Below are 14,819 nucleotides of genomic sequence, written 5' to 3' on the forward strand. Positions count from 1 at the left end.
AGCTATTTGTCAACTGCCGCCAGTTTCACCGTTACCACCTGTGGTTGATCATCCCTTAGAATGGTCAATTGCGCTTCATTGCCTTCTATCTCTACGCCTTCAAATACGACACACTCATCCGTGAGCACCCGATAATCTTTATTCCCTACCTGTATGACCCGATCACCAGCCTTCAGGCCTGCTTTATCAGCAGGAGAATCTTTGTCGACCGCTGCTACAATCATCCGCTTTTCATTAGTTGGCGTATCTACCTTATAAAATAAGGTAAAGCCGAAGGATGATGGACTACCCAATGGGAGTTGCTGGGCGTAGGGGATCAATCCAACCTTTCGCTTGTTCCAATCAAACGTGACAGTGTAATTGTGCAAAAAATGCCAGCCCACATGATTGGCCGTTCTAGGAATAAATTGTACCTCCACGGTATCTACCGGTAAATGCCCAACTTTAAAATTGGTAATACGGGCGGTATAGCTCGTGTTGTCGTAGACCGGGGCTCTCAGGCCACCGTAATTGGCCTGCCCAGAATTAGCCTTGTACTGTACCTGTGACCTAAGGTCTTCAAACAAGGCGATATCATTAGTCATAAAGCCATTTCCTCCCGTATCGAAGATGAATTTTTTAGTTTTTCCATTGGGGAAAGTACAGTTGACCCGGGCGCGGTTGTACTCATCGGTAGTGAAAGGTAAACTAATTTCGGAAGCAGCAGATGGCAAGGAATCGGGTGTTTCGGATACCAGGATTTTCTGGTTACGGAAGTCAAAGTGCCAGATAAAGTGCTTCAATACGGAGGTACCGATCATACCATCGACCTGCGCACACTTGGATAAGAATGGATCTTTTTCCAGGTCAAACACCATGGTTCCTACCTTGTTAAAAGCCAATCCGGCTATTTCTACCTTGTCTAATACTATATGAGCAGGGAGGGCCTTCTTCCCGGGTTTGATCAGGCCCAACTCTTCGGCTACATTTTTAGAAAGTACTGATAGTGCACCTGAATCAACAATAAAGCGGTAAGTGCGGGAAGAGCCGTTTAGCTTGGCTTCAATAATAAGCTTATTGCTTACGTACATTTCAAAGGGAATTTCACGCACAAACCCCTTCTGCGTTACATAGCCACTCCGCACGGCTTTCCGCTTATGCATGTGTTCTATAAATCCACCGCAACTACTTAGTAGTACTGCTAACAGCAGAACTGAGATTGAGTGATAGGATAGCTTCATGATCGCTGGATGATTTATGGCCTTATCTGGTGGGAAAATAAGCTACTATGCAGGTACTTCGCTTGCCGCTGACGACACAGGTAAAGATGGAGAAAATAATCAAAAAAATAGTTAACACCCACAGCATTAGCACCTCAATTACAACCTATTACAGCTACCTTTATACGAATTGAAGAGAATTCTCGTCATACCAGGTATTTCTCACAAGTACTTGGTCAACCTGTACTAACAACAGCCTTAGCATAAACAAGTACCTCATAACACCTAACCATCATCCCAATGAAACCTGTACTTGTAGCATTACTTATATGGTGGGGTTACCCAATGTATGCCCAGATTGCCAGCACCGGAACAACCTATACCGAAATCAGCGCTCTACCTTATTACCAAGGAGCTGACCAGGACATGGCGAATCATAAACTGAACCTGGTGTGGTGTTACCCAAAAACGTAACGAAGCCGCCGCTGTTAGTCTGGATTGGGGGCGGGGCCTGGTCGTACGTCAACCGGAGTATGGAGATGGACGTAGTCCGAAAGATGGCCGCGAAGGGCTTTGCAGTGGCTTCGGCCAGTCGCCGGCTCAGTGCCGCCACCTGGAAGGACCCGGCCCTGAACATCGGCATCAAGCACCCTGAACACATCAGGGACATAGCCCGGGCCATTAAGTACCTGCACGCTAATGCGGGTACCAACGGGTACTCCGATAGAACTATATTTGTGGGAGGGTAATCATCGGGTGGGCACCTGGCAGCCCTGATTGTGATGGATGGGCAGTATCTGGCCAGCGAAGGTCTATCAAAAAGCCTGATCAAGGGAGTTATCCCCATGGCAGGTACTTATGAAATCCGGCATTACCACCAGGTACTGATCATCGGTAACGGAGCGGCCTTTGCGGATAACCACATCGGTAGCGTGTTTGGATTAACTCCCAAAGAATTTGAATCAGGCTCACAAACCAGCTAATAGCTTGTCTACGCCCATGCTGCTGAGCTCTAAAATTAATACCTTTATAGTATACCCGTTTATTTGAGGATAAGCTACAGGAGGCTAACTATGCGAAGCTAGAGGTCATGCATGTACACCGGCTCAACCACGGAGAGCTCTGGAAGAACCTTCGTACGCCCCGGAGAGTATCTATCGAGACCTGTTGGCTGATTTTATAAAAAGAAATACAGAAGCAGCTTCGGCTCCCAACTAATTCAGTAGCTACCCCACACCAGCTACCCCTCAGCAAGTACCTCACTAGCCGGGGTACCTTAAGGCTATAACTAAGTCCCCTATTTACTAATGGCAGATACGGTAGACCATCTATTACAAAGCTTTGGTATAAGCTCTTCAACTTCTAAGCAACTGTTCAGAGAGCAGGCTACTATCATAGAATTACCTAAGAACGTAGACATATTTATTGAGGGCAAGAAGAATTACAGCGAGTACCTAATGATTTCAGGCGTTGCCCATCGATATAATAATTCCGATAAGGGTGATAGTGTAACAACCGGGTTCTACCTGTCCCATTCAGTTATCACTCCTCACTTTGCCAGAACCAGCGAGGGAAAGAGCCTATTCAGCCTGCAAACGCTGACGGATGCTGTCCTGGCCGAAATTCCGGTTGAGAAGCTTGATGAGCTGCGAACTACCAATAAGGAGTTTCGTGACTTTGGACAACGGGTGGTAGAAAGGGAGCTTTCGACGGCCGTGTTAGTCGAGGTAGCTCTGCGCTCGTTCAGTGCCAAAGAGAGACTCATAGCCATGCGAAAGCAGTACCCCAACCTGGAAAACCTGATTCCCCACCACGTTATTGCCTCTTACCTGGGTATTACCCACGTCTCGTTCAGCAGGCTGCGAAGTGAGCTTTCGAGAGAATAGCGATTTTATCAAATGTTAACAGAAATCGCTTGGCCAACACCCAACTTTGTCTCATTGAAACACCTAATCAGTAATCAACATGAGACAGATAATCTTCGGTATGACCATCCTGGCATCATTGGCGGCAAAAGTGCAGGCAAGTGAAGCATACGTAACTAATATAGTGGATAACAAGGGTGATAAGCTCTATACGACCATTTACCCCAATCCGGATAAGGAGACTGTGATCCTGCTACACGGAGGCCCGGGCTTCCCCAGCGATCTGCTGGAAGTGGCAGACATCCTGAAAGACCGTTTCCAGATCATCACTTTTCACCAGAGAGGTACCCGCAAGTCGCCCTGCGTAAGCAAGGATTATTCCATGGAAGCCTACCTGAGCGATATAGAAGTAATCAGGCGCTTTTATGGAGTAGGCAAGTTCCACTTGTGGGGGCACTCGTGGGGTGGATTGTATGCGCAGATCTACGCTGACAAGTACTCCGATAACCTGCTGAGCCTCTTCCTGTGCTGCCCCGGCTCGGGTACCAACCTGGAATGGAAACAAACGGAGAAAGAGGTGATGCAGCTCAATAAATCCAAGTGTACCAGCTGGCAATGGGCCAACATGGGCTGGAACAACCTGTTGGGTATGATGGGCAGTGATAGGGCCTACGGCCGTCTCTTCACGCAGGTCATGAAAAACTACAACGACGACTTCATTGACACCGAAAACCTGGGAGTAGACTTTACGAATCTAAGGGCCGAGCCCATCAACCGCACCCGACCGGAGATCGTGAAGTACCCAGTACTGGCCAGACAGGAGCAGCCGGGCTATCCCATCACGATTGTCTACGGCGATCAGGATATTTATCAAACCAGCAAAGACTTTGTCATCCATCGCTATCCGACGGCCAGGGTACTTACCATCAAAAACAGCGGACACATTCCGTGGCTGCACAATCCGGCGGATTATACAAGTATTCTGAAAGGTCATTACGAATAAAAGCTCTGGCTAAAAACAATAGTACCTGCAAAAGCAGGACGTAAGTAGGTACGTGAACGCCTGTACTTTTTTCTAGATAGGGAGGAACACTACTCTCCACCCAAACCGCAGAAAAGACAGGCAAGGCCTATGGCTTTAGTACATTTTATAGTACCCTTCGGAATCCTGATTCTGTTTACAGTGGGGCTACGCAAGCCGCTGTGGCTGGCAGCCCTGGTCAGCTACCCCTCCAGCGTCGGATTGTTTCTGCTGCTGGGGAGTCCGGCCGATCAGCTAGCTCTGGGGCTGGTGATGGGGCTGTTTGTGGCGTTAGAAATAAGCCTGGTACTGACCGGAGCCATCTTTTTCCTGAACTACCTGAAAGAACATCAGGTTATTGACCAGATCAACGAGGGGCTCCGGGGCATTACTTCGCGTACCGTTATCCAGGTACTCCTGCTGACCTGGCTATTCGGTAGTTTTATTGAAGGAAGCGCGGGCTTTGGTACCCCGGCGTTGATGATAGCTCCTCTGCTGGCTTCGCTGGGCTTCCCGGTATCGCTGGCGGTGGCCCTGCCCTTATGGGCTGACACGACGGCCGTCGCATTCGGAGCGGTGGGTACTCCCATCAAAATCGGATTTGCCGAATTGGATAGTCCGACTATTGCTACTACGGCCTCCCTGCTTAACCTCAGTACGGGCTGGATCGTCCCTTTGCTGCTGGTAGGGCTGCTCCACCGGCACTTTCCTGAACCAGCGGCTCTTCAGGTACGGAAGTACATACCCTTTGCGCTCTGGTCAGGCTTTGCCTTTACCTTTCCGGCCTGGCTGATCTCCTTCCTGGGGCCCGAGTTCCCTTCGTTGCTGGGCGGGCTGGTGGGGCTGTTCCTGGTGATTCTCTCGGTCAAGTACCGCCTGTTTCTGTCTGAAGAGGTACCCGCCCCCCAAAGAGAGCTGGATATAAAAGGATTTCTGCTGGCTTTTCTGCCCTACATCGGCCTCAGCCTGCTGCTGATCGCGGGTCGGCTGCTTTTTAAAGGGAACCATATCACCCTGCCTCTCTGGGACGGAGCAAGCCGACGGCTGTACCTTTTCCAGCCCGGTATGGCCTTCTTTACGATGCCTCTGATCCTGATGCTGGTGTCCGGAAGCAGATTCCAGTGGAGTAAGATAGAGCCCGCTTTCAGGGTGGCCTTACGGTCGGTTCCCAGGCCTGCTCTGGCCATTTTGTTCATTGCCGCCATTGCCCAGAACCTGGTTCTGAGCCAGCAGTCATTTCTTTCTCCCGTCCTGCCCCGCCTTCCTACCAGCCTGGCCGTTTTTCTGACCCCTTTCTTTGGCGCCCTGGGTAGCTTTGCCGCCGGTAGCGCTACTGTTTCTAACTTACTCTTCGGTCAGGAAATATATACCTCGGCAACTTTACTTGCCGTCGACCCCGGTATAATGCTGAGCCTGCAGCTAGCGGGAGCCTCTATCGGCAATGCCGTTGCGCTGCAGAATATTGCGGTGGTGCAGGCGGCTATTCAGAGTCAAGGGCAGGAAAAAGATCTCCTGAAAATCCTCGTGGGACCGTGTCTGCTGTACATGGTTCTGGTAGGGCTGGTCGGGGTACTGTACATACATTTTATGGTAAATCCTTAGTAAATGTACTTTTATCAGTAGCAATCACTGGCCAAGGCAGAAGCCAGCCTGCCATTGACATTACATGTCACTAGTTATAGCCTAAGCCTATGAACAACCCAGCTCCATCCGATGTAGATCAGTACATCGCCCAGTTTCCCGCCGAGGTCCAGACCATTCTGCAGCAGGTCCGGACCCTTATCAGACAGGCAGCCCCTGATGCGACAGAAAGCATCAGCTATGGCATACCGGCCTACTACCTCAACGGCCGGCAGTTTATTTACTTTGCGGGCTACAAAAAGCACGTGAGCGTCTATCCGGTACCCCGGCAACACGAGGCATTCGAACAAGTACTATCGGAGTACAAAGGCGGAAGAGGTACTGCCCAATTTCCGCTCAGCAAGCCCCTGCCTCTGGACCTGATCGCAGACATTGTAAAGTTCCGGATCTGGGAGAATCAGGAGAAAGCTATCAACAAGAAGGCCGCTCCGAAGGAGTCGGAAGACTGTTTCTCTCTGCTGGCTGCTCCAGCAAGGCGTGCGCTGCTAAACAGCGGTATTACTACCCTGCCACAACTAGCCAACCTTACGGAGAAAGAAGTACTCGCCCTGCACGGTATGGGTAAAAGTTCGCTTCCCAAATTACGGGAAGCATTGGCCGGACAGGGGCTGGACTTCCGAGCATAACTATGGCAAAAAGTAACAACAGCACCGCCCTAAAGATGGTGAAGTCCACGAGCCCTGATGAGGTGACGAGGCATCTGCGATGGGTACTAAAAATGTGGTTAGAAGAAGTAAAAAAATAAGTACTTCTTCTAACCACATAAGCTCAGCCGAGCACTACTTAGCGCTGCTTGCTGATGTACTTCTCATAAATAGAGCCTTCCTTCCCCAGGTACTGCTTGGCTTCCATGAGCGTCCATTTATCTGCCAGTACATCGTAGATACTTTCGTAGGCATCGTAGGGGATAGGATTATGGGTGACCTTATCGGGGAAGTACGAGGCCGCTACTACATTCACCCGCATGGCCCGCACAAGCCTTCCAATGGGAATAAATGAGCAGGAGAACAGCAGGAGCAACACAGCCAGACTAAATACCGACTTACGGGCTACCTGCCACACCACCTTGTACGATTGGTGGGAAATAGGCTCGAACAGATACAGACCCACGATGATCAGATAAGGCATCAGCCCCCGGAAAAGAAAGTCATTGACCTTACCGATCCGGTAGAACGGGAACAGGAAGATGAATGCCATGATCAGGTAAAACGGAAACTCGGGCAGCTTAGAGCCCTGCTTCCAGAGAAGCTGCTTAGCCAGCAGAAACAGCACGATGTTGATACCGATATTGACCAGGTACTCCATGATCAGGCTGCCGGTGTTATCCCTAAACTGCCACACAAAGCCCGAAATAGGTACCTCATTATGTGATTCAAAGATCAGCAGAACCGGCAGGCAGACCAGCGCGGGTACAATGGCGTGCTTGATGACAAAGGGCCAATCGAGCTGAAACTTCTTCAGTACCCAATCCCGCAGGATCAGAATACCTACCAGCAGGCCGCTCGTGAGCGCCGGGAACACCGCCCACCAGAACGTAAGTACTATGACGAAAACCATGTTTTCGAGCGGGAGCTTATGGCGAAGCAGGTAGATCAGCATACCACCGATAATGAGCGTAGGGATCACCTGATTCGGAACCCACAGCAGGTTTTCGAAATTGGACCAGGACTCAATACCAAAGTCGCCGTAGGTATAGAGCCTGATACCCAGCTTGTAAGTTATCGTCTTGATGATGTGAGGGGTATCGCCAATGCTCAGGCACAGGATAAGGTAGAGTACCTTCCGGTTGAGCACCAGGTACAGCCAGGCTACGCCCAGAAAGAAACCCAGGTAAGTCCAGAAGAAGATAAAGCCCTCGCTGAGTGCCCCAACCCACTTGGAGTACAGAGCCGGAGCTACGTAGTAGCCGTAGTAGTAGGAGACAATGGGACCATCGGCCGGAATGCGTAACGGCCACTCTTCCCTGAACATTTCATAAAACTTGGTATTGTGGCACCAGTAGTCAAAGGTCTGGTAGCAGATACCGTTTACACCCGAAATCAGGGTCAGGATGAGGCTCAGAATCCCGACGTAAAGCAGATCTTTGCCCGAAAGGGACTTGTCACTCGTAGAAAAGGTCCTATCAGACCATTGCACCAGGTATACATACAGAAAAAGTACAATACCTATGATGGCTACCAGCGGTCTGGTCCAGTAGTAAAAGAATATGATATTTGGAATAAGTAAATAACCCGTAGAAAGTCCCCTCAGTATTCGTACATTCATGCTGACACTATCTTTGTTGTGGATGTTAATAAGAAAATACAGTTGTGAGCCATTCGGCTTCTGTTACCTTTTTACACACATTTTCCCGATCAGATACTGAAGTAACTTCTATAGTACCTAATCATTTATAGCTTTGTTTTGATTAGTTGAGGTTGTGCAGGAGCAACTTAACCTTTTATATATCAAAGTAAATAAAGATTCAGGTGAAGATGTGACCGGGAGTGTCAAAAAATATCTTTCTTGAAATATTTCAAGTTTTAAGTACAACATATAGCCCTTATTGTTTACTTAAAAGATTTCAGGAAGTTAACAGAGGCACAAATAGTCTACTCAGTCATCAAACTATAAAACAGAATCTGATAACAGCAGGATACTACTATGAAGGAGGTAGCGGTCGCCCCGAAACTCAACGTGAAGGTGGTAATTGTAATTCTGATTCATGTTCTTTTAATAGGATGTGATTCGACAGAGGATAATTTACAGCACAAAGGTGGGGTAGCTATTTCATTTGACGATCATTTTATTGATGAATGGTATCAACTGAGGCCTGTTTTTAAACAACACGGGGCAAAAGTCACCTTCTTTATCACCTGTAGTGACACCATTTCTGAAACTAAAAGGAGGCTGTTGCAGGATCTACAGGAGGATGGTCACGAGATCGGATTTCACGGAACGATCCATGGCAACGCTACTCAGCTCCTGAGCAATGCCGGAGTGAATGGCTACATCAGTACCGAACTGGAACCGGGCATGAAGTACATGCGGCAGGCGGGCTTTCATCCTACTTCGTATGCTCATCCGGGCGGTAATCATACGCAGCAGGCTGATTCTGTCCTACTGGCGCAGGGATTTACGATCCTGCGTGACGTGGCTAAGAATGAGCGTTCGTTGTACGGGATACGCCTGTACCACCTTCCCCCCAGGTACATGCCTCATATCTACTATACTTTTGATAATGACCGCACCGTTGATGCCCTCACCATTGATACAGATGTACATATCAGCCAGGAAGAGATACGGGAGGCCCTGATCAAAGCCCGGGACACCGGAACGGCTCTTATGCTCTTTGGCCATAAGCCCCTCAACAAGGAGCCTGGGGAGGGTGAGTATGGCTTTCGGGTTAGCTTTCTGAAGTATACACTGGCCCAGGCTGATAGCCTGGACCTTCAGTTCTATACTATGTCGGAGTTACCGGCCCTGTCGGCTCAGCGGCCAAAGCGCTCGTCCTTATAGCGGAGCAGGGGCTTTTCGAGGTACTCGTACGAGACAGAGGCGACCAGAATAGAAATAGCAACTACTGACGTATATAATACCAGATTATACGACACTCCTGACATAATGGGCTGATAGTCACGAAGCAGGTTTAGTATCGGTATCATCACCGCTACGTGGTAGAGGTAGAGCCCGTAGGAGATCTTGCCACTGTAATTCATGAACCGGTTATTGATATTGATAATACTACCCGGATTGGAGGCAAGATTTAGAATAATAATAGCAAAGAGTATAGAGTATACTTCCATGAAAGCCGGAAAGTGGAATCCTGATACCAGAAGCAGCACTGTGAGGATATAAGCACCTATCTGCGTATCACGGCGGTACAGGATATCCAGGAACTTACGATCATCCTTAAATACAATATAGGCACATACGCCTCCGACCGCCATGGTCTGGATACGGAACTGCCCCAGAAACGTCATGACCATGTCTAGTTGTTCATCCTGCGTGGGCGAAACCGTCTGCATAGCCAGATAAAGTACCAGAGCCGAAGCGCATATAAATAGTATAAATATCAGGATTCTACGCTTAGGGTACTTGATGATCCAGGGCCACAGGTAGTAAAACTGCTCCTCTACCCCGATGCTCCAGGCCTGCGCACACCAGTACGGCAGGTTGTATACCACAAAGGCATAGTTGGGCAGAACCACAGCCAGGAAAGCCAGCCGCTCGCCATAGTAATTAAAGACGTTTTCGTTCGCGCCAGGGTATTCAAACAAAGGAATGTAGGGAAACACAAAGTACGAAAGTGCAATGATCAGGTAGTAGATGGGCCAGATCCGGAACACCCGGCGCAGGTAAAACTTACTGGCCGAAATATCCTGGTACTTGTGTTTTTCCTGAAGGAGCAGGTACGTAATCAGGAATCCACTCAGTACAAAAAACAGCCCTACTCCTAGTCTGCCTATGTGCTTAATCAGCGATAGATCATAGATATTGGGAATTCCCAGAGCGGCTTTAGCCTGTTCGATGTGGTGAAATAGTACCATAAGTGCCGCAACACTTCGGATGCCGTTCAAGTTAGGGAAATACCGTTTAGAATTCATGCATTAACTGATCGTTCGGCGGCAAAATTAATGATTAGTAATTCAGATTACCTATTTTTACTTTTGCCCGAAAGGATCATTCTCTTTATGGTTATGAACAAAAGAAAGCTGATTGCTTCGATTATATTTTTACTACTTTTCCTTCTTATCTACATTTATAAGAACCAATTCCACTTCGAACTGTATCAGGATGAGCTCCATTACTATCCTACCGCGATACAGTTCAGCAAGGAGCCTCTCCCCTCGATACACCTCCTGGAAACCTTCAACGAGCTCAATACGCCCCTTCCTTTCATCATAGGCGGGTGGGTTCTCAACATCTTCGGAGAAAGCATCGTGTACCTCCGGCTTCTCAACTTTTTCCTGAGCTTTGTTATCATTAGCCTGTTTATCTGGTTAAGCCCTGCTTCGTCACCCCGGTTCTGGCTGTGCCTGCTCGGTCTGGCGATCTTTCCCAACTACTACCTCTGCAGCGTTCATTACTATACCGATATTATCTCCCTGCTGGCTGTACTGCTGGGAGTCATTGGCTACCTCTACAAGGCCCACGTACTGAGTTGCCTGGCGTTTATAGCCGCCATTGCTTCACGACAGTACATGCTTGCTTTTCCGGCGGCCATTATCCTGCACGAAGTGTACCGGATGTTTCAAGCTTCCAATTATAACCTCGGCATTACCCTCAAGTCAGCCCTGCAGACCCCTTCACTGTACCTGTACGCACTGGCCTGCCTGAGTCTGCTGCCATGGATCCTGCTCTGGGGCGGGCCTGCTCCGGCTGCGGAAATGCTGCGTCAGGACTATGACAAAGCCGTGGTATATAATGGAGGCTTTCTGCTGTACGCCTCAGCCGTCCTGGCTGTGTACTACATCCTGCTCGAAACAGTCTTTACCAATAGCTGGAGCTACTACATCACCTACCCGCGCCGCCACCCGCTCCTGTTTGGGAGCTTTGTGGTAGTGGTACTGGTGCTGGCTATCTTCTTTCCGGCCAAGCAAACCTACAATAGCTACTTTACCTGGCCTTACCTCGGGTACTTTGACAACCTTTTAACTCTGATTGGGATCAAAGGGTTACCAAAGCAGCTCCTCTTTGCTAGCCTGATGCTGGTAACGCTTATGCGATTCATCACCCCGGCCATGAGCCTGAGCGGATGGATCGTGCTGATCAATCTGATCCTGCTGGGTAAAGCTCAGTTGTCCTGGGATAAGTACTCGTTGCCTACCATTATGGTACTTTGGTTTTTAACCTTATTCGATGAATTTTGGTCATTACATCACGAACGGCCCCAGGAACAGGTACCTCTGGCCAGTGAATCAAGAATTAAAACCCTGTGAATATGAATAGAGCTGTACTCAGAATTTGTGTAATCGGTATTATTACCTTAGGTCTAGTAGCGGAGTCCCAGGCGCAACGCTTTTTCTCCGTAGTTTTTGACAAGCTTCCCCGCGACTTCCAGCTGTATGCCCGGAATGATCAGAACGAAGCCGTAGTACCTGTTTCGGGTGTGATGGAGCTCCCCAACTGGAGCCATATGTCGCTGGTCGTATACCGCAATAATGAGCGTATAAGCTATCACCGCAGCAACCTTACCTACGCCGCTGGTAGTACCTCCGCCCGCTTTGCGATGGAGACTAAGATTAAAGCTGAAATGGCTGATTACTCGTTTGAGGTATATGCCAGCCAGAACGGGACCGATTCGGTACGGATCGTACGGCGGGATGATGTCGTAGCGGGCGACTTCTACGTGATCAATGGCCAGTCCAACGCCCTGGCAGTCGGAGGCTCTAACGCTTCGAGCAAGTACTGGCGGACAGTAGGCCGTGTTCCTGACGATAATCCCGGCTATTTTGAAGGAGACACCTTATGGAGGCTCGCAGCCTGGTCGTGGCCCACGGTAGGACAGTGGGGCCTGGAGCTTCAGAAACGAATTCTGGAGGAGCACCAGATCCCGACCTGTGTCATCAACGGATCGCTACCCGGTACCCGATTAGACCGCCATCTCGAAACCAATCCCGAGGCGGTATACACCATCCATGATCTGCTACGCACGCGGATACGAGCTTCGGGTGCTACCCGTATCCGGGCCTTCTTCTGGTTACAGGGTGAAGACGACGCTCTGACTAACCCGAATGGCTATGAGGAGAAGTTTGATATACTACACAAAATGTGGCAGAGAGACTTCCCAATGGTGGAGAACTTCGTTGTGATGCAGATCAACATCCTCTTCCACCCGGATTACAATGCCGGACGCCTGCGTGATTTCCAGCGCCGTACACCGACTCTCTTTCCCAGGACCCTGCACTTTACCACCATAGGACTTCCTTTCTATGACGGTATCCATTATGACAGAGGAGGCTATCAGGAGCTGGGCCGTCAACTGGCTAATTTTATTTCGCCCATTGTGTATGGTGCTCCCAACGACCCCAACTGGCGGTCTCCCAACATTCAGAAGGCGTATTACTCTTCACCGGAAAGGAATGAGATTACGCTGCTTTTTGACGAAGGACAGGAAATGCGCTGGCCTGCCGATACTGTCGTGAAAGACCGCAACGGAATTGATGTTACCATGAGCGCCAGAACCCTCTTCTACTTTGACGGCAATGAATCGGCTCCGGCTCCCATAGCTTCGGCACAGGCCCAGGGCAACCGGCTGGTACTCAAGCTAGCTTCACCCGCCAACGCTCAGCGCATCAACTACCTTCCTGCCTTCAACTACGGGACCAGATTCAGTGTGTTTCCGGGGCCTTTCATCAAGAATAAAAACGGTGTATCGGCTTTCTCCTTCCATGAGGTTGCGATAGGAGCTCCGCTTGCCGTTCGTGACTTCAAGAAGGATGTGCTGGCCGTGGGTAGCGAGAGCTCAATCAAACTGAGCTGGCAACCGGTCAGTGGAACGGATATTCAGTACATGCTGGAAAGGAAGAAGGAAGGTGAAAACAACTTCAGCCCCGTTACCCAATTTGATGGCAAGGCCGCTACCTTCACCGATACAGGTCTGGAACCTAACACCGCCTACACGTACCGCTTACGGGCTGTAAGTCCGGTGTCGGAGTCGCCGGCGGTGGAGCTTACTACCAAGACCGACCCAATCCTGGCGTTGACGCCCAGCTACGAGAGGTACTGGATTATTTACCCTAACCCTACCCGCGACTTCATTAACATCACCTTCGGGCAGCCGGTAACGGGTACCCTGCAGCTGTTCGATCTGAGTGGTCGGCCCCACAGTACTCAATCCCTGAAGCACGAAATGCAAACAGTACTTGACGTGACCAGAGTAAGTACAGGAGTGTATGTACTCAGCTTCGAGAATGAGAAAGGAGAAAAAACCTCCAATCAGGTAGTCATAAAGTAAGATATAACCATAGTACACGCATTTGAGGCGCTGAATCAGTTGGTACACCTGCTGGTTCAGCGCCTTTTATCTTATTTACCAGCCAGCTCAGGAGATACCTGTCATTAAGGAAGAACAGAAGCTCTGTGAGTGGTTAGATAAGACATTGGGAGTAAGGCATAGCTATTTTTCAGGCTTCCAACCAAATGCACATCTTCCGGAACCTAGGTGTAGTACCGGCTAATGACTACGTAATCAACTAGCACTCGCCGGGAACCTTGAACCAAAAGTAAAAGCACTAATAGCACTATGTTCAAAAACAGCTTCTCTTTATTCATACTACTCCTTACCCTTGGCTGCACCAGCCCATCGGATAAGCAAGCCACCACGTCTACAACCGAAGGAACAGCAGGTAACTCCTCCGACCTTTACACAGTAGAAGCGGCCACGGAAGAGGAATTTAGTAAAGCATCTACCAGCCCCAGCGTGGGTTTCAGCATGGAGCCTGGTGACGCTCAGAAAGTCAACAGTACCATCAGGCTTAAAATCAACGGGGAGTGGCGGTCTATAGAAGATTTTAGGGATACTCTGCTCAACACTACCGCTCCTGAAAGGAAAGAATACAGGTACCTGGGGCAAAACCGGGAGCTGAATAAGTACCTGGTAGCTGAGATGGGGAACGATACTTATCAGACGTACCTCGTGGACAAGACAACCGGCGCGCTCACCGCCACCTGGTCGGAGCCGGTACCCTCACCCGACGGAAAGTACCTGGCCTCTATCTCCTCCCCGGCTACGGCGGCATCGGCACCCAATGGCATACAGGTGTGGCGGGTCACGAAGCAGGGAGATAGTACTACGATTGACAAGTACTTTCAGGTAGATTCACCGGACTGGAAGCCCTTTGAGTTGTACTGGGCCTCGCCCCAGACCGTACTACTACGGGTAGTACCGATGGAAATGTATAAATCGTTACAAGGCAAACCCAAGCAGGAAGACTTTTCTTACGTACGGCTGACAATAAAGTAAAAGTCCGCCCTTTCCACAATGGTTGGTATTTTTCACCCATTATTTACTTTCTCCTTTACCTGATTCGCCGGTGATAACACCGGCAAAGGCATGTCCAGTGCTTACTACTGGTTATGGTGCAAAAAGCAAAGGCTGCTTTCCCATAT

The 14,819-nt window shown here is 49.5% G+C and carries 13 protein-coding genes; 10 read left to right on the forward strand and 3 right to left on the reverse strand.

Annotated elements, in window-relative coordinates:
* Positions 1-2: 2 nt before the first annotated feature.
* Positions 3-1,142, reverse strand: a complete 1,140-nt coding sequence (locus JTN23_RS21710) for a retropepsin-like aspartic protease (RefSeq protein WP_247237170.1) — start codon at positions 1,140-1,142, stop codon at positions 3-5.
* A gap of 509 nt (positions 1,143-1,651) precedes the next feature.
* Here JTN23_RS21710 and JTN23_RS21715 point away from each other — a divergent pair.
* From JTN23_RS21715 to JTN23_RS25950, 6 genes are all read left to right on the forward strand, one after another.
* Positions 1,652-1,948 (forward strand): alpha/beta hydrolase family protein, encoded by a 297-nt coding sequence (locus tag JTN23_RS21715; protein WP_247237171.1) that lies wholly within the window; start codon positions 1,652-1,654, stop codon positions 1,946-1,948.
* A gap of 33 nt (positions 1,949-1,981) precedes the next feature.
* The gene (locus JTN23_RS21720) at positions 1,982-2,182 is read left to right on the forward strand and encodes a hypothetical protein (protein ID WP_247237172.1); all 201 of its coding nucleotides are present in this window, start codon (positions 1,982-1,984) and stop codon (positions 2,180-2,182) included.
* A 324-nt stretch (positions 2,183-2,506) separates the two neighbouring features.
* Positions 2,507-3,085 carry a Crp/Fnr family transcriptional regulator gene (locus JTN23_RS21725; RefSeq protein WP_247237173.1) on the forward strand — a complete coding sequence of 193 codons (579 nt, stop codon included), beginning with the start codon at positions 2,507-2,509 and terminating at the stop codon, positions 3,083-3,085.
* Positions 3,086-3,164: 79 nt separating this feature from the next.
* Positions 3,165-4,067: an alpha/beta fold hydrolase gene (locus JTN23_RS21730; RefSeq protein ID WP_247237174.1), complete on the forward strand. Its 903-nt coding sequence runs from the start codon at positions 3,165-3,167 to the stop codon at positions 4,065-4,067.
* A 129-nt stretch (positions 4,068-4,196) separates the two neighbouring features.
* Positions 4,197-5,687: an L-lactate permease gene (locus JTN23_RS21735; protein ID WP_247237175.1), complete on the forward strand. Its 1,491-nt coding sequence runs from the start codon at positions 4,197-4,199 to the stop codon at positions 5,685-5,687.
* 89 nt (positions 5,688-5,776) lie between these two features.
* Positions 5,777-6,352 carry a DUF1801 domain-containing protein gene (locus tag JTN23_RS25950; protein WP_310586740.1) on the forward strand — a complete coding sequence of 192 codons (576 nt, stop codon included), beginning with the start codon at positions 5,777-5,779 and terminating at the stop codon, positions 6,350-6,352.
* 157 nt (positions 6,353-6,509) lie between these two features.
* Here the strand turns inward: JTN23_RS25950 and JTN23_RS21745 are convergent, their stop codons facing one another.
* Positions 6,510-7,991, reverse strand: coding sequence for a hypothetical protein (locus JTN23_RS21745; RefSeq protein WP_247237176.1), 1,482 nt, complete (start codon positions 7,989-7,991; stop codon positions 6,510-6,512).
* Between the two features lie 378 nt (positions 7,992-8,369).
* Here JTN23_RS21745 and JTN23_RS21750 point away from each other — a divergent pair, with 378 nt between their 5' ends.
* The gene (locus tag JTN23_RS21750) at positions 8,370-9,224 is read left to right on the forward strand and encodes a polysaccharide deacetylase family protein (RefSeq protein ID WP_247237177.1); all 855 of its coding nucleotides are present in this window, start codon (positions 8,370-8,372) and stop codon (positions 9,222-9,224) included.
* Here JTN23_RS21750 and JTN23_RS21755 read toward each other — a convergent pair.
* Positions 9,197-10,312 carry an acyltransferase family protein gene (locus tag JTN23_RS21755; protein ID WP_247237178.1) on the reverse strand — a complete coding sequence of 372 codons (1,116 nt, stop codon included), beginning with the start codon at positions 10,310-10,312 and terminating at the stop codon, positions 9,197-9,199. The two genes, JTN23_RS21750 and JTN23_RS21755, sit on opposite strands and share 28 nt — an antisense overlap.
* A 93-nt stretch (positions 10,313-10,405) precedes the next feature.
* Here JTN23_RS21755 and JTN23_RS21760 point away from each other — a divergent pair, with 93 nt between their 5' ends.
* From JTN23_RS21760 to JTN23_RS21770, 3 genes are all read left to right on the forward strand, one after another.
* Complete coding sequence (locus tag JTN23_RS21760; RefSeq protein ID WP_247237179.1) at positions 10,406-11,647, forward strand: hypothetical protein; 1,242 nt, start codon at positions 10,406-10,408, stop codon at positions 11,645-11,647.
* 2 nt (positions 11,648-11,649) lie between these two features.
* Entirely contained in the window at positions 11,650-13,665 is a 2,016-nt protein-coding gene (locus JTN23_RS21765) for a T9SS type A sorting domain-containing protein (protein WP_247237180.1), read from the forward strand.
* A 288-nt stretch (positions 13,666-13,953) separates the two neighbouring features.
* Positions 13,954-14,673 (forward strand): TolB-like translocation protein, encoded by a 720-nt coding sequence (locus JTN23_RS21770; protein ID WP_247237181.1) that lies wholly within the window; start codon positions 13,954-13,956, stop codon positions 14,671-14,673.
* Positions 14,674-14,819: the final 146 nt, after the last annotated feature.

It is taken from the genome of Telluribacter roseus, from assembly GCF_017355915.2.
In the GTDB taxonomy this organism is placed as follows: Bacteria; Bacteroidota; Bacteroidia; order Cytophagales; family Spirosomataceae; genus Telluribacter.